This window comes from Streptomyces sp. PA03-1a, from assembly GCF_033792805.1.
Classification (GTDB): Bacteria; Actinomycetota; Actinomycetes; order Streptomycetales; family Streptomycetaceae; genus Actinacidiphila.
Map to the genome: position 1 here is coordinate 1 of NZ_JARAVO010000107.1, position 23928 is coordinate 23928.

The 23928-nt window shown below is 73.0% G+C and carries 20 protein-coding genes and 1 riboswitch; of the genes, 13 read left to right on the top strand and 7 right to left on the bottom strand.

Annotated elements, in window-relative coordinates:
- From PV341_RS23720 to PV341_RS23740, 5 genes are all read left to right on the top strand, one after another.
- The coding region (locus PV341_RS23720) for a serine/threonine kinase C-terminal domain-containing protein (RefSeq protein ID WP_500358922.1) at positions 1-790 on the top strand (790 nt) is incomplete at its 5' end.
- An 85-nt stretch (positions 791-875) separates the two neighbouring features.
- Entirely contained in the window at positions 876-2249 is a 1374-nt protein-coding gene (locus tag PV341_RS23725) for a serine/threonine-protein kinase (protein ID WP_500328071.1), read from the top strand.
- Between the two features lie 20 nt (positions 2250-2269).
- Positions 2270-3787: a serine/threonine-protein kinase gene (locus PV341_RS23730; protein ID WP_500328070.1), complete on the top strand. Its 1518-nt coding sequence runs from the start codon at positions 2270-2272 to the stop codon at positions 3785-3787.
- A gap of 122 nt (positions 3788-3909) precedes the next feature.
- The gene (locus tag PV341_RS23735; protein WP_500358923.1) at positions 3910-5511 is read left to right on the top strand and encodes a succinic semialdehyde dehydrogenase; all 1602 of its coding nucleotides are present in this window, start codon (positions 3910-3912) and stop codon (positions 5509-5511) included.
- Positions 5511-7295, top strand: a complete 1785-nt coding sequence (locus PV341_RS23740; RefSeq protein ID WP_500358925.1) for a GMC oxidoreductase — start codon at positions 5511-5513, stop codon at positions 7293-7295. Before PV341_RS23735 ends, PV341_RS23740 begins: the two co-directional genes overlap by 1 nt.
- Before the next feature lie 506 nt (positions 7296-7801).
- Here the strand turns inward: PV341_RS23740 and PV341_RS23745 are convergent.
- A complete protein-coding gene (locus PV341_RS23745) occupies positions 7802-8104 on the bottom strand; it encodes a chorismate mutase (RefSeq protein WP_500328066.1) in 303 nt (100 codons plus the stop codon).
- A 279-nt stretch (positions 8105-8383) separates the two neighbouring features.
- Here PV341_RS23745 and guaA point away from each other — a divergent pair, with 279 nt between their 5' ends.
- The 3 genes from guaA to PV341_RS23760 all read left to right on the top strand — a co-directional run bounded on the left by guaA (position 8384) and on the right by PV341_RS23760 (position 11487).
- Positions 8384-9967, top strand: coding sequence for a glutamine-hydrolyzing GMP synthase (gene guaA / locus PV341_RS23750; protein ID WP_499513496.1), 1584 nt, complete (start codon positions 8384-8386; stop codon positions 9965-9967).
- Between the two features lie 90 nt (positions 9968-10057).
- Positions 10058-10849 carry a class II aldolase/adducin family protein gene (locus tag PV341_RS23755; RefSeq protein WP_500328065.1) on the top strand — a complete coding sequence of 264 codons (792 nt, stop codon included), beginning with the start codon at positions 10058-10060 and terminating at the stop codon, positions 10847-10849.
- Between the two features lie 119 nt (positions 10850-10968).
- Positions 10969-11487: a DoxX family protein gene (locus PV341_RS23760; RefSeq protein ID WP_500328064.1), complete on the top strand. Its 519-nt coding sequence runs from the start codon at positions 10969-10971 to the stop codon at positions 11485-11487.
- Here PV341_RS23760 and PV341_RS23765 read toward each other — a convergent pair.
- Together PV341_RS23765 and PV341_RS23770 are read right to left on the bottom strand one after the other, a co-directional pair.
- On the bottom strand, positions 11425-11688 hold the full coding sequence (locus tag PV341_RS23765; protein WP_499513499.1) for a hypothetical protein: 264 nt from the start codon (positions 11686-11688) through the stop codon (positions 11425-11427). The genes PV341_RS23760 and PV341_RS23765 overlap by 63 nt on opposite strands.
- The gene (locus PV341_RS23770; protein ID WP_500328062.1) at positions 11685-12938 is read right to left on the bottom strand and encodes a PspC domain-containing protein; all 1254 of its coding nucleotides are present in this window, start codon (positions 12936-12938) and stop codon (positions 11685-11687) included. Before PV341_RS23770 ends, PV341_RS23765 begins: the two co-directional genes overlap by 4 nt.
- A 109-nt stretch (positions 12939-13047) precedes the next feature.
- Here PV341_RS23770 and PV341_RS23775 point away from each other — a divergent pair, with 109 nt between their 5' ends.
- Positions 13048-14349: a PspC domain-containing protein gene (locus PV341_RS23775; RefSeq protein ID WP_499513501.1), complete on the top strand. Its 1302-nt coding sequence runs from the start codon at positions 13048-13050 to the stop codon at positions 14347-14349.
- Complete coding sequence (locus PV341_RS23780) at positions 14346-15017, top strand: LuxR C-terminal-related transcriptional regulator (protein ID WP_499513502.1); 672 nt, start codon at positions 14346-14348, stop codon at positions 15015-15017. The genes PV341_RS23775 and PV341_RS23780 overlap by 4 nt, the downstream gene beginning before the upstream one ends.
- A gap of 18 nt (positions 15018-15035) precedes the next feature.
- Here the strand turns inward: PV341_RS23780 and PV341_RS23785 are convergent, their stop codons facing one another.
- A complete protein-coding gene (locus PV341_RS23785) occupies positions 15036-16103 on the bottom strand; it encodes a C40 family peptidase (RefSeq protein ID WP_500328060.1) in 1068 nt (355 codons plus the stop codon).
- Between the two features lie 339 nt (positions 16104-16442).
- On the opposite strand from PV341_RS23785, the gene PV341_RS23790 reads away from it, so the two are divergent.
- Entirely contained in the window at positions 16443-16796 is a 354-nt protein-coding gene (locus tag PV341_RS23790; protein ID WP_500328059.1) for a hypothetical protein, read from the top strand.
- Between the two features lie 31 nt (positions 16797-16827).
- Here PV341_RS23790 and PV341_RS23795 read toward each other — a convergent pair whose 3' ends face one another.
- A complete protein-coding gene (locus PV341_RS23795) occupies positions 16828-17940 on the bottom strand; it encodes a C40 family peptidase (protein ID WP_500328058.1) in 1113 nt (370 codons plus the stop codon).
- A gap of 8 nt (positions 17941-17948) precedes the next feature.
- Positions 17949-18106, bottom strand: a riboswitch (cyclic di-AMP (ydaO/yuaA leader).
- 268 nt (positions 18107-18374) lie between these two features.
- Between PV341_RS23795 and pcrA the strand changes: the two genes are divergently transcribed.
- A complete protein-coding gene (pcrA, locus tag PV341_RS23800; RefSeq protein ID WP_500328056.1) occupies positions 18375-20810 on the top strand; it encodes a DNA helicase PcrA in 2436 nt (811 codons plus the stop codon).
- Positions 20811-20910: 100 nt separating this feature from the next.
- On the opposite strand, the gene PV341_RS23805 is transcribed toward pcrA, so the two are convergent.
- Positions 20911-22245 (bottom strand): M23 family metallopeptidase, encoded by a 1335-nt coding sequence (locus tag PV341_RS23805; RefSeq protein ID WP_500328055.1) that lies wholly within the window; start codon positions 22243-22245, stop codon positions 20911-20913.
- 141 nt (positions 22246-22386) lie between these two features.
- A complete protein-coding gene (locus tag PV341_RS23810) occupies positions 22387-23205 on the bottom strand; it encodes an esterase/lipase family protein (protein ID WP_500328054.1) in 819 nt (272 codons plus the stop codon).
- 241 nt (positions 23206-23446) lie between these two features.
- Between PV341_RS23810 and icmB the strand changes: the two genes are divergently transcribed.
- The gene (gene icmB, locus PV341_RS23815) at positions 23447-23860 is read left to right on the top strand and encodes a coenzyme B12-dependent isobutyryl CoA mutase small subunit (protein WP_500328053.1); all 414 of its coding nucleotides are present in this window, start codon (positions 23447-23449) and stop codon (positions 23858-23860) included.
- Positions 23861-23928 lie beyond the last annotated feature (68 nt).

Below are 23928 nucleotides of genomic sequence, written 5' to 3' on the forward strand. Positions count from 1 at the left end.
CGCCCATCCCGCCCACGGGCGCCACAAGCGCACCAAGGAGCGGCGGCAGGGGACGGCACGCGGCCCGCGCAGCCTCGGGGTCACCCTGGTCGCCCTGGTGCTGCTCCTGATGGTCGCCGCCGTGCTGTACGCGGTGCTCTTCATGCCGCGCGGCGGGGCGGCGGACGACCGGGGCGCGGCCGGCGCCACGCGGACCCTGCCCGCGCAGGTGCCCGGCGGCGACGAGCGGCCGCAGACGACCAAGCCGTCGGGCACCAAGGCCCCGCGGAGCACGGCCCCCGCCACGAGCGCCCCGCCGCCCACGCGGTCCGCCCCCGCGGACGACGCCGCCACCACGGGCCTCGGCGGCGACTTCCGGCTGCGCACCGACCCGGCCGGCTTCAGCCTCGCCGTCCCCAACGGCTGGCAGCGGACCGGGAGGAACGCCGACGGTCAGGTCCGCTACACCGGCGGCGACTACCAGCTGCTCGTCGTACCCGGCCGCGACTCCGTCGCCGACAAGGGCGGCGACCCGATCGTCTACCAGAACGACGAGCCGGAGCTGGCGGGCTTCCGCGCCTCCGGCTGGTCCTCGGCCTCCGGCCTGCGCCGCCTCGACATGGGCGGGATCGCCGCCGCCGAAGGGGAGTTCAGCTGGAGCGACGGCTCCGGGCGGCAGCTGTTCGCGCGCAACCTGGTGATGATCCGCGACGGCAGGTACCACGTGGTCCTGGTCATCGGGCCGGACGGCCGGCGCGCCGACGTCAAGCGGTACTTCGAGAAGGCCGCGGAGACCTACCGCACCACCTGAGTGCGGCCGGCCCGGACCGGAACCGCGCGGCTGCGGCGCGCGTCGCTGAAGCCGTGGGGGCAGGGGTGTGAGCGGGAGCGGAAGCGTGCTGGCCGGACGGTACCGGCTCGGCGACGTCATCGGCCGCGGCGGCATGGGCCGGGTGTGGGAGGCCCAGGACGTCGTGCTGCGGCGCACCGTCGCCGTCAAGGAGCTGACGCCCGGCGCCCACCTCGCCGAGGACGACCGCGCCGTGCTCCAGGAGCGCATGAAGCAGGAGGCCCGCGCCGCCGCCCGGATCAACCACCCCAACGTGGTGACCGTCCACGACGTCGTGGAACAGGACGGCCGGCCCTGGATCGTCATGGAACTGGTCGACGGCCGTTCCCTGGACGAGGTGGTGCGGCGGGACGGCCCGCTGCCGCCGCGGCGGGCGGCCGCCGTGGCCGCCGCCGTGCTGGAGGCGCTGCGCGCGGCGCACGCCGCGGGGGTGCTCCACCGGGACGTCAAGCCGGCCAACGTGCTGCTCGCCCGCGACGGCCGGGTCCTGCTGACGGACTTCGGCATCGCCGTCGTCGAGGGTGACTCGGCGATCACCCGGACCGGCGAACTCGTCGGCTCCGTCGACTACCTGGCGCCCGAACGGGCCCGCGGCGGCCGTCCCGGGCCGGAGTCCGACCTGTGGTCGCTGGGCGCCACGCTCTACGCGGCGGTCGAGGGCCGCTCGCCGTTCCGCCGCACCTCGCCGATCGGCACCCTGCAGGCCGTGGTGTACGAGGACCTGCCCGAACCCCGGGCGGCCGGGCCGCTGCGGCCGGTGATCGCGGCGCTGCTCGCCAAGGAACCGGCCGCGCGGCCGGAGGCCGGGCACGTGGCGACCACCCTTGCGGCCATCGCGGCCGGTGGTCCCCGGCGCCGCCCCGGCGGGCGGCGTACCGCCCTCGTGGCCGCCGCGGTCGCGGTGGCGCTGCTCGCGGGCACCGGAGCCGTCCTGGCGGTGGTGAAGCGGCACGGCGACGGCCCCGGGGTCCCGGCCGGCTACGTGCGGGTCCACGACCCGGCGGGGTTCAGCCTGACCGTGCCGCGCGGCTGGAAGCGGCAACTGGACGGCGACCAGATCGACTACACGCCCGACGACGGCGCCCACCGGCTGCGCATCGGCGTCGGCCGCGCGGCGCCGGGGCTCAATCCGTACATGCACCTGCTCGAACTGGAGAAAAGCGTCCGGGCGCTGCCCGGCTACACCCGGGTGCGGCTGCACCAGAACACCTTCCGGGGCGGTGACGGCTGCCTGTGGGAGTTCAGCTGGACCGACTCCAAGGAGCACCCCGGCCCGCGCCGCGCCGTCGACCAGGCGTACGTCGCGGCCGACGGCAGCGAGTACGCCCTCTACATGGGGGCGCCGGCGGGCGACTGGGCCGCCGCCTCCGCCGTTTTCCAGGTGGCGTTGCAGACCTGGCGACCGGATCCGGGGAACTGACGGTGCGGCATCATGGCCCCATGACGGGCGACGGGGGGCGGCTGGTCGCCGGGCGCTACCGGATCACGGGGCGGCTCGGGCGCGGCGGCATGGGCACGGTGTGGCGGGCCGACGACGAACTGCTGGGCCGCCGGGTGGCGGTCAAGGAGTTGCACGCCGACGGCGAGGAGGACCGCGCCCTGCGGGAGGCCCGCACGGTCGCGCAGATACGGCATCCCCATGTGATCGTCCTGTTCGACGTGGTCGAGGAGGACGGCCGCCCCTGGATCGTCATGGAACTCGTCGACGGCCGCTCCCTGGCCGAAGTCCTCGCCCAGGACGGCCCGTTGGCACCGCGCGAGGCCGCCCGCGTCGGCGCCGCCGTCACCGGTGCGCTGCGGGCGGCGCACGAGCGCGGGGTCCTCCACCGCGACATCAAGCCCGGCAACGTCCTCGTCGAGCACGGCACCGGGCGGGTCGTGCTGACCGACTTCGGCATCGCGCGGGTGGCGGGCGCGACCACGCTGACCAAGGCTGGGGACTTCGTGGGCTCTCCGGAGTACACCGCCCCCGAGCGCATGTCCGGGCAGGCCGCCGGGCCCGCCTCCGACCTGTGGTCGGTGGGCGTCCTGCTGTGCGCGGCCGTCGTCGGGCGGTCGCCGTTCCGCCGCGACTCCCTGGGGGAGGTGCTGCACGCCGTCGTCTTCGACGAGATCCGGCCGCCGGAGCGGACCGGGCCCCTGCTGCCGGTGGTCGAGGCGCTGCTGCGCCGCGAGCCGGGGCGGCGCCCGACCGCGGAGGAGACCGAGACCCTGCTCGCCGCCTACGCGGAGACCGGCGTGCCGCCCACCGCGGTGCCCGCGCCGGCGCCCCTCCCGGAGGCGGAGCGGCAGGACGCGCCGCTTCCCCGGGCCCGGCGCAGGCGGGCCCCGCTCGCGGCCGCGCTGGGCGTGGCGGTGCTGGCGGGGGCCGGTGTCGCGGCGGCGTCCCTGCTGCCGGACGGGGGATCGCCGGGGGGCGGCGCCTCCCCGGTCCGCACCGTCGCCACGAGCGGCAAGGCCACGCACGCCACCCCGTCCGCCGCGTCCACGCCGTCCGCCCCGGCGCCGTCCGCCCCGGCGCTCCCCGCGGGCTTCCGCACGGTCGACGATCCCGCCGGTTTCTCGCTCGCCCTGCCGGAGGGCTTCCGGCGCTCCCTGGAACCGCCGCGGATCTTCTACTACTCCGCCGGCGAGGAGTTCCGCGTCGGCATCCGCAGCCAGCCGCCGGACGCCCGCGGCCCCGAGGCGGTCATGCGGGCCCAGGACGCCTCGGGCCCTGCGGCGTACCAGGGCTACCGGGACGGTTTCGTCACCCCCACCACGCAGAACGGGCACCCGGCCGCGCTGTGGCAGTTCACCTGGGACGGCTTCACACCCGGCGAACCGCGCCGCACCTTCGACCTGTGCTGGGAGGAGGGCGGCCGCCAGTACGACCTGTGGGTCTCCTCGCCCCTCCAGCTGGCCGAGCGGGGACGGGACTACTTCGACACCGCCCGCGTCACCTTCCGCACCGGATGAGGTCCCGGCGCGGGCGGGCCGGGGACGGGTCGCGGCGTTCCTGCCAGCTTTTGCTGGCGTAATTGTGAAAACTGGCTACTGACGGGTATGCACGCGGTGTCACCGCGTCGTACGCTCCCGCCATGACGGACTCTCCTACTGCCGGTAACGGCAATCCGGTCGCCCCCTCCGGCAGCAGGACCGCCGCGGACGTGGTGACACCGGACCTCGTGGCGCGGCTGACGCGGGGCGTCGCCGGCAGCGGCCGCACCGTGAACCACACGCCGCTGACCGGCGAGAAGCTGGCGGAGCTCCCCGAGTCGACGCCGGAGGACGTGGCGGCGGCCTACGACCGGGCGAGGGAGGCGCAGAAGGCGTGGGCGGCGACGCCGGTGCGCCGCCGCGCCGCGGTGCTGCTGCGCTTCCACGACCTCGTGCTGGCCCGCCAGTCCGAGGTGCTGGACCTGATCCAGCTGGAGACCGGCAAGACGCGGCTGCACGCGCACGAGGAGGTGCTCGCGGTCGCCGTCGCCGCGCGGCACTACGGCGTCAAGGCCCCGTCGTACCTGAGGCCCAAGCGGCACACCGGCGCCATCCCGGCCCTCACCAAGGTGCGGGAGCTGCGGCACCCGCGTGGTGTCGTCGGCCAGATCGCGCCGTGGAACTACCCCCTGGAACTCTCCATCGGCGACGCGCTGCCCGCCTTTGCGGCCGGCAACGCCGTGGTGATGAAGCCCGACACCGAGACCGCGCTGACCGCCCTGTGGGCGCGCGAGCAGCTGATCGAGGCCGGACTGCCCGCCGACGTCTGGCAGGTCGTCATCGGGGAGGGCCCGGTCGTCGGCCCGGCGGTCGTGGAGCACGCCGACTACGTGTCCTTCACCGGCTCCACCCGTACCGGCCGGGACGTGGCCGCGCGGGCCGCGGCCCGCCTGATCGGCGCCTCCCTCGAACTCGGCGGCAAGAACGCCCTGCTGGTGCTGGAGGACGCCGACCTCGACAAGGCGGCCGAGGGCGCGGTCCGCGCCTGTTTCTCCTCGGCGGGCCAGCTGTGCATCTCCATCGAGCGGCTCTTCGTCCACGCGTCCGTCGCCGACGCCTTCCTGGAGCGCTTCACCGCGCGCGCCGGCGCCCTCAAGCTCGGCACCGCCCTCGCCTACGGCGCCGGGATGGGGTCGCTGGCCGGCGAGCGCCAGCTGGAGACCGTCACCCGGCACGTGGAGGAGGCCGTCGCCAAGGGCGCCACCGTCCTCACCGGCGGCAGGGCCCGGCCCGACGTCGGCCCGTACTTCTTCGAGCCGACCGTCCTGGACGGCGTCGAGCCGCCGATGGCCGTGTGCGCGGAGGAGACCTTCGGCCCGGTGGTGTCCGTGTACCGCTTCACCGACGAGGACGAGGCGGTCGAGCGCGCCAACGCGACGCCGTACGGCCTCAATTCCAGCGTCTGGACCAAGGACACGCGCCGCGGCGCCCGCATCGCCGCGCGTCTGCGCAGCGGCACCGTCAACGTCAACGAGGGCTACGCGCCGGCGTACGGCAGTGTGCAGTCCCCGATGGGCGGCATGAAGGACTCCGGGCTCGGCCGCAGGCACGGCTCCGAGGGCATCCTCAAGTACACCGAGGCGCAGACGGTGGCGACGCAGCGCCTGCTGCCGATGGCCCCGTCATTGGGCATGGACGACGCGGCGTACGCGGCCTTCATGAGCCGCAGCCTCCGGCTGATGAAGGCGCTGAGGCTCCGCTGATGGAGGGGGAGCGGATGTCCTACGACTACGACGTGATCGTGATCGGGTCCGGCTTCGGCGGATCCGTGTCGGCGCTGCGCCTGACCGAGAAGGGCTACACGGTCGGCGTCCTGGAGGCGGGCCGCCGCTGGACGCGGGAGTCGCTGCCGAAGAACTCCTGGCACATCAAGGACTACCTGTGGGCCCCGGCACTCGGCCTGTACGGGATCCAGCGCATCCACCTGCTCGACAACGTCATGATCCTGGCGGGTGCGGGGGTCGGCGGCGGTTCGCTCAACTACGCCAACACCCTCTACGTCCCGCCGAAGGCCTTCTTCGAGGACCGCCAGTGGGGCCACATCACCGACTGGCAGGAGGAACTGGCCCCCCACTACGACCAGGCCAAGCGCATGCTCGGGGTGCGGCTCAACCCGACCATGACCCCCTCGGACGTCCACCTGAAGGCGACCGCCGAGCGGATGGGCGTCGGCGACTCCTTCCACATGGCCCCGGTCGGCGTGTTCTTCGGCGACGGCCAGGACGCCTCGGGCGACGCCAGGGCCACGCCCGGCGGCGAGGTGCCCGACCCGTACTTCGGCGGCGCCGGCCCCTCCCGGCGGGCCTGCACGGAGTGCGGGGAGTGCATGACCGGCTGCCGCCACGGCGCCAAGAACACCCTCAACGAGAACTACCTCCACCTCGCCGAGAAGGCGGGTGCCGAGATCCACGCGATGACCACCGTCACCGGGCTGTCGGAGAACGCCGAGGGCGGCTACGACGTCACCGTCGTCCCCACCGACCGCCGGCGCAAGGCGAAGCCGCGCGTGCTGCGTGCCGGGCACGTGGTCGTCGCCGCCGGCACCTACGGCACCCAGACGCTGCTGCACCGCATGCGCGACGCGGGCCGGCTGCCCGGCCTGTCCGCGCGGCTCGGCGAGCTGACCCGCACCAACTCCGAGGCGCTGGTGGGCGCCCAGACCAACAGCCGCCGCTACCGCCGGCGCACCGGCGAGCAGCGGGTGGACTTCACGCGGGGCGTGGCCATCACGTCCTCGATCCACCCCGACGGGAACACCCACATCGAGCCGGTCCGCTACGGCAAGGGCTCCAACTCGATGGGCGGCCTGTCCATCCTGCAGGTCCCGCACGGCACGCGGCTGCCGCGCGGGCTGGCCTACCTGGCGCACTGCGCCCGTCACCCGGTCCTGCTGATGCGGTCGCTGTCCAACCGCCGCTGGTCCGAGCGCACCATCATCGGCCTGGTCATGCAGTCCCTGGACAACTCGCTGACCACCTACCGCAAGCCCAAGGGCCTGGGGAAGGGACTGCTCACCGCCCGGCAGGGGCACGGCGCGCCCAACCCCTCCTTCATCCCCGAGGGCGCCGAGGCCGCGCGCCTGCTGGCCGAGGAGATCAACGGCTTCGCGGGCAGCAACGTCGGCGAGTTGATGGGCACCCCGCTCACCGCCCACTTCCTGGGCGGCTGCGTGATCGGCGAGGACGCCGGGCACGGTGTGATCGACCCGTACCACCGGCTGTTCGGGCATCCGGGCATCCATGTGGTGGACGGTGCCGCGGTCTCCGCCAACCTGGGGGTCAACCCCTCGCTCACGATCACCGCGCAGGCCGAACGCGCCATGTCCCTGTGGCCCAACAAGGGCGACGCCGACCCGCGTCCGGCCCAGGGCGAGGCCTACCGGCGCGTCGCCGCGGTCGAGCCCAAGCACCCGGTCGTCCCGGCGGACGCGTTCGGTGCCCTGCGGCTGCCGGTGCTGCCCGTCCCGCCGGTCCCGCCCAAGGCCTGATCCCGCCGGACGCCGAGGGGGCCCGCACCCGTCCGGGTCGCGGCCCCCTCGGCCGTGCTCCATACGGGTCCCGGACCGCGCGCGGGGCGCGATGCGGGGTCCGACTCACTCGATCGAGGGTCGGATACCTGCCCAAGTGCCGCGAAATGAGTAGTGTGTTCCTCGCAGAGCGGCCGGTCCCGGGCGTCCCCGGAACCGACCGCCACTTTGAGTCGTGACCGGGCTGCTGTCCCCTGCTGTCCGGTCACCGGATCACCGGAGCGAGGTCCCACGGCGCGCCGCATTGCTTCCACTCGCGCGGGCGCGCCTCATCGCTCCGGTGGCACCCCGCCCAGCTGCGTCTGAGCGGTGTCCACGCGTGGTGTTCGACGTCCTTGCTTCCCTGGCCCGGGGTGACCGCGCCTGGCTGGCACGGACACCGGATTCAACGAAGGCGCCCGTAGGCGGTCACGTGCCGTACGGGTGATGCCCCCCGAACGGGTCACGGGGCCGGTGCCACGGGGGTTTCAGACCCGTCCGCGGCACAGTTCCAGCAGGGTCATGGCGAGGGTCGTGCCGGGCTTGCCGAGCCGGTCGCTGTAGCGGCGCAGGATGTCCATCTCGCGGGAGAGGTGCACCCGGCGGCCGCCGGACTCGATGCGGGCGCGCTGGATGCCGGCCGAGACGGTCATGCGTTCCCCCACCAGCGCGATGATCCTCGCGTCGAGGTCGTCGATGCGCTCGCGGGCGTCCGCGATGACGGCGGCGGGGTCGGTGGCGGGGGCGTTTGCAGGGCCGGTCGTCCGCGGTGCTGCCGGGGTGCCGCTCATGGGGTTCCTCCTCGGGGGCCGGGCCTCCGGGGCCGCACGGGACGGGAAACGCCAGGCGCCCCGGGCCGTGTGGCCCGGGGCGCCTGGTGACGTCTGGTTGCGTTTCCTCGCTCAGACAGCACGACCATGGCAGCCGGACCAGCCGGTGCCATAGGTAAACGCGAAGCGCGTGCCGTGGAGCATGCGGCACAGTCTGCGCCCCCGGGCCGGGGAAGTAAAGCCGTGGGCCCCGGTAGAATCGGCAGGGACCCCACGTTCGACACCGCCGGAAGGCCCACCGTGGCATCAGCGACCCCAGCCGCCCCCGACACCGTCCTCGTCGTTGACTTCGGGGCGCAGTACGCCCAGCTCATCGCCCGCCGCGTCCGTGAGGCCCGGGTCTACAGCGAGATCGTGCCCAGCACGATGCCGGTCGAGGAGATGCTGGCCAAGCGGCCCGCGGCGATCATCCTGTCGGGCGGCCCCTCGTCCGTGTACGCCGAGCACGCCCCGCGGCTGGACCGCGCCCTGTTCGAGGCGGGCGTCCCCGTCTTCGGCATGTGCTACGGCTTCCAGCTGATGGCGATCACCCTCGGCGGCACCGTCGACAACACGGGGTCGCGCGAGTACGGCCGTACCCCGCTGCACGTGGGCAAGACCGGTTCCACGCTCTTCGAGGGCACCCCGGCCGAGCAGTCGGTGTGGATGTCGCACGGCGACACCTGCTCCGCCGCCCCGGAGGGCTTCACCGTCTCCGCCTCCACCGACCTGGTGCCGGTGGCCGCGTTCGAGAACGACGAGAAGAAGCTCTACGGCGTCCAGTACCACCCCGAGGTCCTGCACTCCGACCACGGCCAGCAGGTGCTCGAGCACTTCCTCTACCGCGGCGCGGGCATCGCCCCCGACTGGACCACGCACAACGTGGTCGAGGAGCAGGTCGCCGCGATCCGCGCCCAGGTCGGCGACAAGCGCGCCATCTGCGGCCTCTCCGGCGGCGTGGACTCCGCGGTCGCCGCGGCCCTGGTCAACAAGGCCATCGGGGAGAAGCTGACCTGCGTCTACGTGGACCACGGCCTGATGCGCAAGGGCGAGTCCGAGCAGGTCGAGAAGGACTTCGTGGCCGCCACCGGCGTGCAGCTGAAGGTCGTCGACGCGCAGGAGCGCTTCCTCACCGCGCTCGCCGGGGTCTCCGACCCCGAGGAGAAGCGCAAGATCATCGGCCGGGAGTTCATCCGGGTCTTCGAGCAGGCCGCGAGCGAGATCGTCGCCGAGGCCGGCGCCCACGGCGAGTCGGTGGAGTTCCTGGTGCAGGGCACCCTCTACCCGGACGTCGTGGAGTCCGGCGGCGGCACCGGCACCGCCAACATCAAGTCCCACCACAACGTGGGCGGCCTCCCCGAGGACCTGCAGTTCCAGCTCGTCGAGCCGCTGCGCAAGCTGTTCAAGGACGAGGTCCGCATGGTCGGCCAGGAGCTCGGCCTGCCCGAGGAGATCGTCCAGCGCCAGCCCTTCCCGGGGCCGGGCCTGGGCATCCGCATCGTCGGCGAGGTCACCAAGGAGCGCCTGGACCTGCTGCGCGACGCCGACGCGATCGCCCGCGAGGAGCTGACCGCCGCCGGTCTCGACCGCGACATCTGGCAGTGCCCGGTGGTCCTCCTCGCCGACGTCCGCTCGGTGGGCGTGCAGGGCGACGGCCGCACCTACGGCCACCCCATCGTGCTGCGCCCGGTCTCCAGCGAGGACGCCATGACCGCGGACTGGTCGCGGCTGCCGTACGAGGTGCTGGCCCGGATCTCCACCCGGATCACCAACGAGGTGGCCGACGTCAACCGCGTCGTGCTGGACGTCACCAGCAAGCCCCCGGGCACCATCGAGTGGGAGTAGCCCCCCGGCGTGGGGCAGGCTTGGGGCGATACCGGGGAAACCTGGTATCGCCCCTGTTCATCTGCGGTACCTCGGGGTAACTTCCGCGCCATGACCGACACCGTGCCGCAGCCCGTACCGCCCGATCGGCTCCATTTCGCCCTCCCGCCGACCTTCGAGGACCCGGCGGAGGAACGCCGCCACCGCAAGGAGCGGCTGGTGGTGGCGCTGCGGGCGTTCGCGGAGCTGGGGTTCGAGGACGGGGTGTCGGGGCACATCACCGTGCGCGATCCGGAGCTGCCGGACCACTACTGGGTGAACCCCTTCGGGGTGCCGTTCCGGCACCTCACCGTGGGCGAGGTGATCCTGGTCAACCAGTACGGCGCCGTCGTCGAGGGCCGGCACCACGTCAACCAGGCGGCCTTCACCATCCACGCCCACGTGCACACCGCACGGCCCGACGCGACGGCCGTCGTCCACAGCCATTCCACCTACGGCCGGGCGCTGGCCGCGCTGGGGGAGCGGCTGGAGCCGATCACCCAGGACGCCTGCGCCTTCTACGAGGACCACGCCCTGTTCGACGCCTACACCGGGGTCGTCGTGGACGAGGCGCAGGCGCGGCGCATCGCGGTGGTCCTGGGGGCGCACAAGGCGGTCGTGCTGCGCAACCACGGGCTCCTGACGGTCGGCGAGACCGTGGACGCGGCGGCGTGGTGGTTCATGACGATGGAGAAGTCCTGCCAGGTGCAGCTGAGCGCGAAGGCGGCGGGCAAGCCGGTGTGGATCGCGCACGAGGACGCGATCGCCACGCGTGAGCAATTGGGACACGATCTGGTCGCCTGGATCAACTACCAGCCCACCTATGAACGGATGGCCCGCGATAATCCAGAGCTTTTTGATTGAACGACGGCCGCTTCGCCTACGTATCTCCTAGGGCGCTCCTGGAGAATCGGTCCGGGAGGGGATCCACGGCGGGTGTGTGCGAGAGGGCGGACGTCATGAGCGTGACGGGCACAACGGGCATGAGCGGAACGAGAGACACGGAGCGGTACCCCAGTCAGGGACCGTGGCGGGACACGGCACGGCGTTACGCCCTGCTGCCGCTGCGCATCTTCCTCGGCGTGACCTTCGTCTACGCCGGCTTCGACAAATTGATGTCCGACAGCTTCTTCACCGACGGCGCCCCGGGCTCGCTCGTCGGCACCCTGAACGCGGTGCGCGACAGCGCCGCGATCCCGGCCATGGTCGACCTGGCCCTGAAGAACCCGCACGGCTTCGGCTACGCGATCGCCTTCGGCGAGATCGCCGTCGGCGTCGGCACGCTGGTCGGCCTGCTCAGCAGGATCGCCGCCCTCGGAGGGGCGCTCATCTCGCTGAGCCTGTGGCTCACCGTCAGCTGGGCCACGCAGCCGTACTACTACGGCAACGACCTGGCCTACCTGATGGCCTGGCTGCCGCTGGTCCTCGCCGGCGCCCCGCTACTGTCCGTCGACGCGATGATCGCCGGACGCCGCGGCCGGGGACGGCGCGGCCTGGCCTGAGCGCCGGGCGCTCCGCCCCCGGAGCATCCGGGAGGTGACCGCGCCGAGCGCCGCGAGCCCCAGACCCGCACAGGTCAGGGGCACCGCGGCGTGCGGGGACAGCGACACCTCGCCGGCGGCGTCGAGCAGGAACACCGCGGCCAGTCCCAGCAGGACCAGGCCGGTCAGGAGCGCCGAGGGCGCGAACCGATGCCGTCTCACGGGAACTGCACCACCTTCACCTGTCCGACGCCCACTTCCACGTCGAGTTCCACCGTGCCCGCGGACTTCCGGCCGTCCACCGGGTCCAGGGTCACCTTCCGGTCCAGCCCGGGCTGGACGTCGATGTCCTTCTCCTTCTCGCCGGGCAACTGCACGTCGCCCACGCCCACCTGGACGTGCATCCGCAGCGTGACGTCCTCCGGGATCCTGACCACCAGCTGTCCCGCCCCGACCTCGGCCCGCGTCGTGACGGTGCGGCCGCCCGGCTGGAGCCCGGACAGGTCCAGCGTCGCCCGGCCCGTGCCCAGCTCGTACGAGTCCTGCACCGCCGAGAGCGTGGCGGGGGTCCAGGTGCGCTGCTTCCAGTCGGTGCCGACCGACCGCGGCAGCGTCGTGGAGCCCACCAGCAGCGCGGCGGTCAGCAGCACCGTGAAGACGGTGCCGCCGCCGAGCCGCCCCCACCAGGTGCTGATCACGAAGCCCAGGCCGAAGACGGCCAGCGCCGAACCGAGGCCGATCTGCACGCCGGTGGCCAGCGGCTGGGACGACCAGGACGCGGCCAGGCCGGCCGCGGCCGCCGCCGTCGCCGCGAAGAACACGACCACGCCCAGCCAGGCGCCCTCGCGCCGCACCGCCCGGCGCCGGTCCCGCCACTCGCGGCGGTCGCGCTCCACGTCCGCGGGACCGTCGTCCGGCCCCCACAGGTAGCCGCCCGGCCCCGGCACGGCCGGCGCGTCCTCGACCGAGGTCTCCTTCCACCACGCCGCCGTGGCGGGCTGCGGCGGCGGCTGGGTCGGTGGTGGCGCGACCGGCTGGGCGGGCGCCTCGGTCGCCTGGCGCCGGTGCACCGACCAGTACACGGCACCGGCGAAGGCCGCCAGCAGTCCCAGGGAGAAGGCCAGGTTCCCGCCGCTGCCCAGCATCGACAGGAACAGCCCGCAGCCGACCAGCGCGACCAGCACCGCCGTCAGCGCGGTCCCCTCCACCCGGCCGGACAGCAGTCGGTGCGCCTCGCTCTCGGTCTCCCCCTCCAGCGGGACGAGCAGCCACGCCAGGCCGTAGGCCACCAGCCCGAGGCCGCCGGTGAGCGCCAGCACGCCGAGCACGATCCGGAAGACCACCGGGTCGATGTCGAAGTACCGTCCCGCGCCCTCGCAGACGCCGGCGACCACCTTCCGTTCGCGGCACCGCGCCAGCCGCCGGCCCGGCGGTGCCCCGGCCGCCTCCGTCTCCGTGTGCTGCTCCGTCATGGCTCCATGGTGGCGGGCCGGGACGTGTGCCGGTATCCGGAACGACCCTGACCCCGCATGGGGGCCAACCCTGATACCCACCGTGCGCGAAACGTGTGACGATCGGGACATGCCAGCCGCCGGACCACCGACCAGCCCACCCAACGGGGCGTCGTACTTCGCGCCGCCGGACCCGGCCGGATCCCCGGTCCGCAAGCTCTACCGCAGCTCCGAGGGCCGGATGATCGGCGGCGTCGCCCGGGGGCTGGCCGGGCACCTCGGACTGCCCGTGGCCTGGGTGCGCGTCGTCTTCGTCGTCCTGGCCACCATCCAGGGCCTGGGCATCCTGCTGTACGCGGTCTTCTGGTTCGTGGTGCCGCTGGGCGTCGGCGGGGTGGTCGAGGCCAAGGAGCCGCGCGACGCCCGCTCCTGGCTCGCCGGGCGCAGGCCGGACCGGGGCCAGATCGTCGCGCTCATCGCGCTCGCCATCGGCCTCGGCATCCTGCTGGACAACCTCAACCTCGGCAGGGCCAACGCCTACGTCTGGCCGCTGCTGCTGATCGGGCTCGGCGTCGCCCTGGTGTGGCGGCAGGCCGACAACGCCCGCCGGGCCCGCTGGGCCGAGCTGAGCCGCCGCAGGAGGCTGCTGCCGTTCGCGCGCGGCGCCGCCGGGGTGATCCTCGTCGGCGTGGGGGTGACCGGCTTCCTCGTCGTGCAGGGCTCGGTCAGCCACCTGGGGACCATCCTCCAGGCCGCGCTCGCCGTCCTGGTCGGCGTGGCGCTGATCGCCGGACCGTACCTCGTGCGCATGACCCAGGACCTGTCGGCCGAGCGTCTGGCCCGCATCCGCGCGCAGGAGCGGGCCGAGGTCGCCGCACACGTCCACGACTCCGTGCTGCACACGCTGACCCTCATCCAGCGGCACGCCGAGGACCCGCGCGAGGTCGCCCGGCTGGCCCGCGCACAGGAACGGGAGCTGCGGGCCTGGCTCTACCGGCCCGAGGGCAACGGCAAGGAGGACGAGCCGGCCACCCTCGCCGAGGCGGTGCGCCGTGCCGCGGCCGAGGTGGAGGACGCGCACGGCGTCCCCGTCGAAGTGGTGTGCGTGGGCGACTGCCCGCTCGACGAACGCCTGGTGGCGCAGATGCAGGCGGCCCGCGAGGCCATGGTCAACGCCGCCAAGTACGGTGGGGACGAGCCCGTGCAGGTGTACGCGGAGGTCGAGGAGAGCAGGGTCTTCGTGTCGGTCCGCGACCGCGGACCCGGCTTCGACCTCGACGACGTACCGTCGGACAGGATGGGCGTCCGGGAGTCCATCATCGGCCGGATGCGGCGCAACGGCGGCGAGGCGCGGCTGCGCTCGGCGCCGGGCGGGGGGACGGAAGTGGAGCTGGAGATGGACAGGGCCCAGGGACCAGGGAGGTCGTCATGAGCACGGAACGACGCGTGAGGGTCGTCCTCGTCGACGACCACCGGATGTTCCGCACCGGGGTGCAGGCCGAGATCGGCGAGACCGAGCGGACCGGGGTCGACGTGGTCGGCGAGGCCGCCGACGTGGACCAGGCGGTGTCCGTCATCACCGCGACGCGGCCCGACGTCGTCCTGCTCGACGTCCACCTGCCCGGCGGCGGCGGGGTCGAGGTCCTCAAGCGCTGCGCGGGCCTCATGGTCGGCGCCGAACACCCCGTGCGCTTCCTGGCGTTGTCGGTCTCCGACGCCGCCGAGGACGTCATCGGGGTGATCCGCGGCGGCGCCCGCGGCTACGTCACCAAGACCATCACCGGCCCCGACCTGGTCAGTTCGGTCTTCCGGGTCGCCGACGGCGACGCCGTCTTCTCACCCCGGCTGGCCGGCTTCGTCCTGGACGCCTTCGCCTCCACCGACGCCCCGCCGGTCGACGAGGACCTGGACCGGCTGACCCAGCGTGAGCGCGAGGTGCTGCGGCTGATCGCGCGCGGCTACGCGTACAAGGAAGTCGCCAAGCAGCTCTACATCTCGGTGAAGACGGTCGAGTCGCACGTCTCGGCGGTGCTGCGCAAGCTGCAGCTCAGCAACCGGCACGAACTCACCCGCTGGGCGACCGCGCGCCGGCTGGTCTGAGGTCCCGCGGCGCGGGCGTCACGCCGGACGCGTGGCGCCCGCGAAGGGCATCTGGTCGACCGGGGCGAGTTTGACGACGTCACCGGTGCGGGGGGCGTGGATCATCATGCCGTTGCCCACGTAGAGGCCGACGTGGCTGATCCCCGAGTAGAAGAACACCAGGTCGCCGGGCTCCAGTTGGGAACGGGAGATCCGGGTGCCCGCGTTGATCTGGGTGTACGTCGTGCGCGGCAGGGAGACCCCGGCCGACCGCCAGGCGGCCTGCGTGAAGCCCGAGCAGTCGTACGCCGAGGGCCCGGTGGCGCCCCAGACGTAGGGCAGGCCGAGGGAGCCGTAGGCGAAGGAGACGGCACGGGCGGCGCGTGCGTTGGGGGCGGCCGCGGGCGCCAGCCCGGCGCGGGAGCCGGTGGCGCTGCGGCCGGCGCGGGCCGGGTCGGCGGAACCGTGGCCCCCGGAGGACAGCACCTCGGCGCGCTCGGCGGCGGTGAGACGGCCGAGCAGCTGCCGCGCGGAGGCCAGGCGCTGCTCCACGGTGTGCTTGTGGCGGGCGAGTTCGGCGCGGGTGCCGCGCAGTTCCGCCAGCTCGCCCTCGGTCTCGGTGCGCAGCTGCTCGATGCCCCGCCGCTGGGCCGACAGGGCGCGCAGCGCGGCGTTCTGGCGGCTGCTCATCCGGTCCAGCATCCCGGCGCGCTCCAGGTAGTCGCCGGGGGAGGAGGCGAGGGCCAGCTGGACGGCGGGGTCGATGCCGCCGCTGCGGTACTGGGCGGTGGCGAGGGAGCCGAGGCCGTCGCGGGTGACGTTGAGCCGTTCGGTCCTGCGGGCGAGTTCGTCCTGGAGGCGCTCGATCCGCCCGGTGGCCGTGTCCGCCTTCTCCTTCGTTCCGTTGTACCGCTCGGTGGCCTGCTCGGCCTCCTCGTACAGCCGGTCCACCCGGGCCCTGGCCTCGTCCGTGGTCAGCCGGGGTTCGGCGTGCCCGGCCTCCCCGAACACCGTCACGGAGGCCGCGCCCGCCAGGGCGAGACCGGCTGCGGTGCGCGCGGTCGTGCCTGCCAGGCCGCGTTCCTTGGGCCTTCTGTGCGACGCCACGCGCCGTCACTCCTTCCGGGCTGTCCGTACGCCCCCCTGCGGTCCGGCGGCGGGCGGACGGGGAGCCGTCCACCGCCGGACCTTCGGCGGGGGCGGCCGTGCCGGGGACGGGGTCCTCGCGGCAGTGGGGATCGGCCACCTGGGGCAGGACGCTAAACCTGGACGCCGTGAGCGGGCTCCGGACTGTGCGGGACTGGTCCGATTCGGCCGCGGACTGCCCGCGGATGACCGCTGTTCGACGGGTGACCTGGTCACTTGCGGTCCGGCCGTGACCGATATGACGGAAGAGGGCGACCTCGGTGCCGAGTGCTGGTACGAGCCTGACTAGGGTCCTCAGCCATGGACGTACTCATCAACCTGATCGTCGGCCTGCACATCATCGGCATCGCCGCGCTGCTGGGCGGCTTCCTCACCCAGATGAAGGCCATGGGCCGCGGCGAGGCCCGGTTCGTGCCGGGCATGCTGCACGGCGCACTGACCATGCTGGTCACGGGCGCGCTGCTGGTCGGCCTCAACCAGGCCGACGACCAGCCGGTCAACAACGTCAAGATCGGCGTGAAGCTCGCGATCCTGGTGGTGATCCTCGGCCTGGTCTACGTCAAGCGGGACGAGGAGAAGGTGCCGGCGGCGGCCTTCGGCACCGTGGGTGCGCTGACCACCGCCAACATCTTCATCGCGGTGCTGTGGACCTGAGCCCGGCCGAGGCGACGGGCCGGGCGGGGGCTCAGGCCATCCGGGCGTAGCCGTAGATCGGCATCTCCGTGATCGGGGCGATCTTCACCACGGTCCCGGTGTGGGGGGCGTGGATCATCTGGCCGCCGCCGATGTAGAGGCCGACGTGGGTGACGTCCGAGTAGAAGAAGACCAGGTCGCCGGGTTGCAGCTGGTCGGCGGTGACGCGGCTGCCGAAGTCGACCTGGTCGTAGGTGACGCGGGGGATCGAGACGCCCGCGGCGCCCCAGGCGGCCTGGGTCAGGCCCGAGCAGTCGTAGGAGTTGGGGCCGGTGGCGCCGTACACGTACGGCTTGCCCAGCTGGGCGCGCGCGAACTCGATCGCCTTGGCCGCCTTGGCGGCGTAGGTGCCGGACACCGGGGCCGTCGAGCCCGACCCCCCGGCCGCCTCCTGCGCGGCCTTCTCCTTGGCGGCGATCTCCGCGGCCTTCGCGGCGGCCTCCTCCTGCCGCTTCTTCTCCAGCGCCGCCAGCCGTGCCTTCTCCTGGGCGGTGAGGCTGTTCAGCAGCTTCTGCGCCGCGGCGAGCTTCTGCTTGACCGTGGTCTTCTCCGCGTTCAGCCGCCGCTGCGCGTCCGTCAGCTTCTGCAGGCTCTCGACCGCCTCGGCGCGCTTGGCCGTCGTCTCCGCCTGTTCGGAGCGGAAGGTCTCCAGCGCGTGCTCCTGGCGGTCGGACAGGCGGTTCATCAGGTGCGCCTGGTCCAGGAACTGCTGCGGGTCGGAGGTGAGCAGGAAGCTCGTCGTCCCGTCCAGGCCGCCGCCCCGGTACTGGGCCGCGGCGTACTCGCCGATGGTGCGGCGGGCGGAGTTGAGCGTCTCGGTCCTGCGGGCCACCTGGTCCAGCAGCGCGTCGGCGCGTGCCCGCTGCTGCTCGGTCTGCTCCTTGGCGCCGTTGTAGCGCTCGGTGGCGGCCTCGGCCTGGTGGTGGAGCTTGTCGACCTGGGCCTTGACCTCGGTGATGGAGGGCTTGTCGGGTGAGGCGGGCGCCGCGCTCGCGCTCTCGCCGAAGAGGGTGACGGTCGCCAGCGCGGCGGTCGTGAGCCCCACCGCGGCCCGGGGGCCGGGGACGGTCAGCGCGCGCGGGCGCGGCTTGCGGTGCGTCGCCAAGTCAGGCGGCTCCTTCCGTGGACCGCCTACCGGGTTAGCTGTCGGGTTCGGGCTTCGGAAGGCCGCCCTACGGGCCGTGCGGGCGCGCTGCGCTCGTACGGACCGATTCACCCCAAGGTCGTGGGTCCCCGGCTCCGGCGGTCGCCGGACTCAGCGGAGGCGGCCCGTGACGGCACGGTCGCCGCCGCATGGAGCGGACCGCCTGATGCGGCACGGTAGTCAACTGCGGGGGTCCGTGGGAACCCTGGTGTTCGAATTGTCCGCAATCATTTCGTGACCTTCACCATGCGGGGCCGCCACGGGCCGCCACGGGCCGCCACGGACGGCCACGGGCGGCGACGGGCCGTGCCGCGGAGGGCTCGGGCTCGGGCTGGGGCGCGGGCTGGGGCAAGCGGCGCACCGCTGTCCGTCCCACGCCCTAGACTCGGGAGGCGATGAGCAGCCTCTTTGACGACAGCTTCCTGGCCGGCCTCGAACCGAGGGAGGAGGAGCCCCCGCCGCCTCCCGAGGACGAGCCCGACACGGCTCCCGACGACCTCTTCGAGGGGCGCTTCGACGCGCCCGTCGACCGGGACGCGTACTACCGGGACGGCGCCCCCCGCCCGGTCGTCGACCCGTCCGCGCTGCTGGAGGGGCTCAACGAGCAGCAGCGTGCCGCCGTCGAGCACACCGGCTCCCCGCTGCTCATCGTCGCCGGTGCCGGCTCGGGCAAGACCCGGGTGCTCACCCACCGCATCGCGTACCTGCTGGGTGCCCGCAAGGTGCACCCCGGCCAGATCCTGGCGATCACCTTCACCAACAAGGCCGCCGGGGAGATGAAGGAGCGGGTCGAGCAGCTGGTCGGCCCGCGCGCCAACGTGATGTGGGTCTCCACCTTCCACAGCGCGTGCGTCCGCATCCTGCGCCGGGAGTCCAAGAGGCTCGGCTTCACCTCGAGCTTCTCGATCTACGACGCGGCCGACTCCAAGCGGCTGATGGCCCTGGTCTGCCGCGACCTGGACCTGGACCCCAAGCAGTTCCCGCCGAAGTCCTTCAGCGCCAAGGTCTCCAACCTCAAGAACGAGCTCATCGACGAGGAGACCTTCGCCGACCAGGCCGAGAACCCCTTCGAGAAGAAGCTCGCCGAGGCCTACGCGATGTACCAGTCGCGGCTGCGCGAGGCGAACGCGCTCGACTTCGACGACATCATCATGACCACGGTCAACCTGCTCCAGGCCTTCCCGGACGTCGCCGAGCACTACCGGCGCCGGTTCCGGCACGTCCTGGTCGACGAGTACCAGGACACCAACCACGCCCAGTACACCCTGGTGCGCGAGCTGGTCGGGACCGGTGACGCGGACGAGGGCGGCGAGGGGCCCGCCGAGCTGTGCGTGGTCGGTGACGCCGACCAGAGCATCTACGCCTTCCGCGGTGCCACGATCCGCAACATCCTCCAGTTCGAGGAGGACTACCCGCAGGCCCGCACGATCCTGCTGGAGCAGAACTACCGCTCCACCCAGAACATCCTGACCGCCGCCAACGCCGTCATCGAGCGCAACGCCTCCCGCCGCCCCAAGAACCTGTGGACGGAGGCCGGCCAGGGCCCGGTCATCACCGGCTACGTCGCCGACCAGGAGCACGACGAGGCGCAGTTCATCGCCGACGAGATCGACCGGCTCACCGACGCCGGCGACGCCCGCCCCGGCGAGGTCGCGGTCTTCTACCGGACCAACGCGCAGTCCCGTGTCTTCGAAGAGGTCTTCATCCGCGTCGGCCTGCCCTACAAGGTCGTCGGCGGTGTCCGCTTCTACGAGCGCAAGGAGGTCCGGGACGTCCTGGCCTACCTGCGCGTGCTCGCCAACCCCGAGGACACCGTCCCGCTGCGCCGCATCCTCAACGTGCCCAAGCGCGGCATCGGGGAGCGCGCTGAGGCCATGGTCGACGCCCTGGCCTCGCGCGAGCGGATCTCCTTCGCCGCCGCGCTGCGCCGGGTCGACGAGGCCTTCGGCATGGCGTCGCGCTCGGTCAACGCCGTCAAGCGCTTCAACGAGCTCCTGGAGGAGCTGCGCACGGTCGTCGACTCCGGCGCCGGCCCCGCCACCGTCCTGGAGGCCGTGCTGGAGCGCACGGGTTACCTGGCCGAGCTGCAGGCCTCCACCGACCCGCAGGACGAGACCCGCATCGAGAACCTTCAGGAACTCGCGGCGGTGGCACTGGAGTTCGAGCAGGAGCGCACCGAGGAGGAGCCCGGCACGCTCGCGGAGTTCCTGGAGCGGGTCGCGCTGGTCGCCGACTCCGACCAGATCCCGGACGACGACGAGGGCGGCGGCGTCATAACGCTGATGACCCTGCACACCGCCAAGGGCCTGGAGTTCCCGGTGGTCTTCCTGACCGGCATGGAGGACGGGGTCTTCCCGCACATGCGCGCGCTCGGCCAGACCAAGGAGCTGGAGGAGGAGCGGCGGCTCGCCTACGTCGGCATCACGCGGGCGCGGCAGCGGCTGTACGTGACGCGGTCGACCATGCGCAGCGCCTGGGGCCAGCCCTCGTACAACCCGCCCTCGCGCTTCCTGGAGGAGATCCCGGAGCCGCTCATCGACTGGAAGCGCACGGGCGCCTCCGCGGCACCCTCCGCCTCGGTGTCGGCGGCGGCCTCGATGCTGTCGCGTTCCCCGTCGAAGAGCGGGCCCTCCGGATTCGCGACGCGGCGCACCCAGGACCGCCCGGTCATCTCGCTGGCGGTCGGTGACCGGGTCACGCACGACACGTTCGGGCTGGGCACGGTCGTCGCGGTCGACGGCAGCGGGGAGAAGGCCAAGGCCACCATCGACTTCGGCGACGAGCGGCCGAAGGTGCTGCTGCTGCGGTACGCGCCGGTGGAGAAGCTCTAGCGGGCTTCAGGAACGGTCCTCGCCCGGGCCTCGTCCGGGCCGGGCCCGGTTCCGGGACCGCTTCCGGCCCCGGTCCCGCTCCGGCGGGGCCCGCCCGGGCTCAGCGCGGGTCGATCCCGTGCTTCAGCAGCCACTGCAGCGGGTCGATGGCCGCGCCGCCCGCGGGACGCACCTCGAAGTGGAGGTGCGGCCCGGTGGAGTTGCCCGAGTTGCCGGAATAGGCGATGACCTCGCCGGCCTTGACCGAGCCCGAGCGGATCTTGGTGCTGCTCAGGTGGCAGTACCAGGTCTCGGTGCCGTCGGGGGCGGTCACTATCGCCATGTTGCCGTAGGCGCTGTTCCACTGGGTGCGCACGACGCCGTCGGTCGCGGCCATCACCGGCGTGCCGTAGTCCACCGGGAAGTCGATGCCGGTGTGGACCGACATCCAGTTCACGCCCGCCTGACCGAAGTAGGCGCTCAGGCCGTGCTGCTTGACCGGGAGCAGGAACTTGGGGCGCAGCTGCTCCTTGAGGGCCGCCTCCGCCGCCTTCTTCGCGCGCTCCAGCGCCTGGCGCTCCTTGAGGTCGATGCGCTCCTGGTTGCGGCTGGCCCGGTCGGTGAAGTCGTCGACGTCCCGGTTCACGCCGGCGAGCTGCTGGTCGAGCTTCGTGGTCGGGGCGTTGGCCGCCTCGGGCACGCCGTCGGCCTGGGTGCGGCTGCTGTCGGGGTCGTCGGTGTTGACGGTGACGGCGGCCGCGCAGGCGACGCCCATCACCGCCACGGAGGGGACGGCGACGGTGAGCAGGGCGGAGCGCCGGGCCGGGCGGCGCCGACGGCTCCCGACGCCGTTCCCGCTGCGCGGGCGCGGCAGGGCGGCCGGGGCGGCGCCGTCCTCGGCGTCGTGCTCCGGGTCCGCCTCCGCGTCGTCCTCGGCGGTGTCGTGGGCGTCGGGCTCGTAGGGCTCGTACTGCTCGGCCTCGTACGACTCCGGCTCGTACTGGTCGGCCTCGTAGTGCTCCTGGGTGTACGTCCCGGTCCCGTACCGGTCCGGCTGCTCGTAGGCGGCGGGCTCGGGAGCGTGGGCGTGAGCGGCCTCGGGCTCCTCGTAGGCGGTGTGGACGGCCGTGTGCTCGTACTGCGGGTAGTCGTAGGCCGCCGCCTGCTGCGCCTGCGTGGCGTCCGGGTACCAGGTGCCGGTGGCCGTGCCGACGTGGTCGCCGTAGGCGGCGGTGCCGGCGGCCTGCCCCGAGGGCCAGTAGCCGGTCGCGGTGGTGTCGTACGAGACGGTGGCGTAGGACCCCGTGTCGTAGGCGGGGTAGCCCTGGCAGGAGCCGAAGAGTGGATCGTCATCCGCGTGAGCGGCGCCCATGGGCGCGTAGGAGGCGTCGGAATGCCCCTCGTACCCATAGCCGCTGTACTCGGGGGCGTACCCCGCCGGATGACGGTCGTTCACCGCTTCTCTTTCGCCTCGGCAGCAGGAGAATTAGCGGCGACTGTATCCCCCAGCGGGCGACGCCCACAATCTTCGGCGGGATTCGGGTATCCCCGATGCCTTGTGTTCGATGGCCTTTCGATGCTTATGGGGGCAAGGCCGTCAGGCGGCGTCCACGGCGCCCGACGCCAGCTCCTCGCCCAGCAGCGCCTGCCGGATGCCGGCGGCGATGGCCGCGTGGACCGGCATGGTCAGATGCCCGACCCCCGCGACGTGGACGTTGCGGGCGATGAGGTCCGGGTGGTCGAGGCGGGCGGCCTCGACCGGGCTCATCAGCTCGTCCAGATCGCTCCAGAACGCCACGAAACGGGTACGGCAGCCGGTCGCCGGCTTGGCCAGTTCCTCGATGAGGTCGGAGTTGGGCCGCATCTGGCGGACGATCGGGTGCGGGTTCAGCAGGGGCGCGGCGCGGGTCCCGGCGTGCGGGGTGCCCAGGGTGACCACGGTGCGCACCCGTGTGTCGCCGCCCAGGCGCTGGGCGTAGTAGCGGGCGATGAGCCCACCGAGGCTGTGGCCCACGATGTCCACCTGGCGGTGCCCCGTCTGCTCGCAGATCTGTTCGACGTGGCGTCCGAGGAGGGCCGCCGCCGTACGGATGTCGCAGGTCAGCGGCGAGTAGTTGAGCGCCTGCACATGCGGCCAGCCGTGCCGTCGCAGCGACCGGCGGAGCATCGCGAACACCGAACGGTTGTCCACGAAGCCGTGCAGCAGAAGCACCGGGGGATGGCTGCGGCCGGCGGTGGGGAGGCGTGGCGGCGCCTCGGAGTCGCCGGCCGCCGACTGCGGCCCGCGCTCCTGGAAGATTCCGGTCGGGTAGAGGAAAACGTGACCGGTCAGGATGGCGATCTCGATCGCCGCGGCTCGTACGTAGGCCGCCTGGCGCACCAAGCGGTCTCCGACACCGAAAGACAGGACGCCCATGGCCTACCTCCCGTGGGCACACGGAGACGGCCCTGTCCCCCGTGCGCCGAGAACGCGACGGCCCGTGTCGCCTGCTGAACGAAGGACGGCCACGGGCCGAACGCGTTTCTAACGTGAACGTGTCCCATGTGTGATTTCCCCCTCGGGGCCCTTCGTGAAACTGTCCGCACGGGGGATGCTGGCGATAACGTTCGTTCACACATGTGCCCGCTGAGCGCAGCAATCGTGTATGGAGGCAGCGATGGGAGTGTCCGGACCGATCCGTGTGGTGGTCGCCAAGCCGGGCCTGGACGGCCACGACCGCGGGGCCAAGGTCATCGCGCGAGCGCTGCGGGACGCCGGCATGGAGGTCATCTACACCGGTCTCCACCAGACGCCCGAGCAGATCGTGGACACCGCGATCCAGGAGGACGCCGACGCCGTCGGGCTGTCCATCCTCTCCGGAGCCCACATGACGCTGTTCGCCAAGGTGATCGAGCTGCTCCGGGAGCGTGACGCGGAGGACATCAAGGTGTTCGGCGGCGGGATCATCCCCGAGGACGACATCGCCCCGCTGCGGGAACTGGGCGTGGCCGCGATCTTCACCCCGGGCACGTCGACCGGCGACGTCGTCACCTGGGTGAACGACAACATCCGCCATCCGGCCGAAGCCTGATCGTCACGGGCGGCGGTGCGGGCCCTTCGCTCGGACCGCCGCCCGCTCCCGGTAGCCCGCTCCCGGTC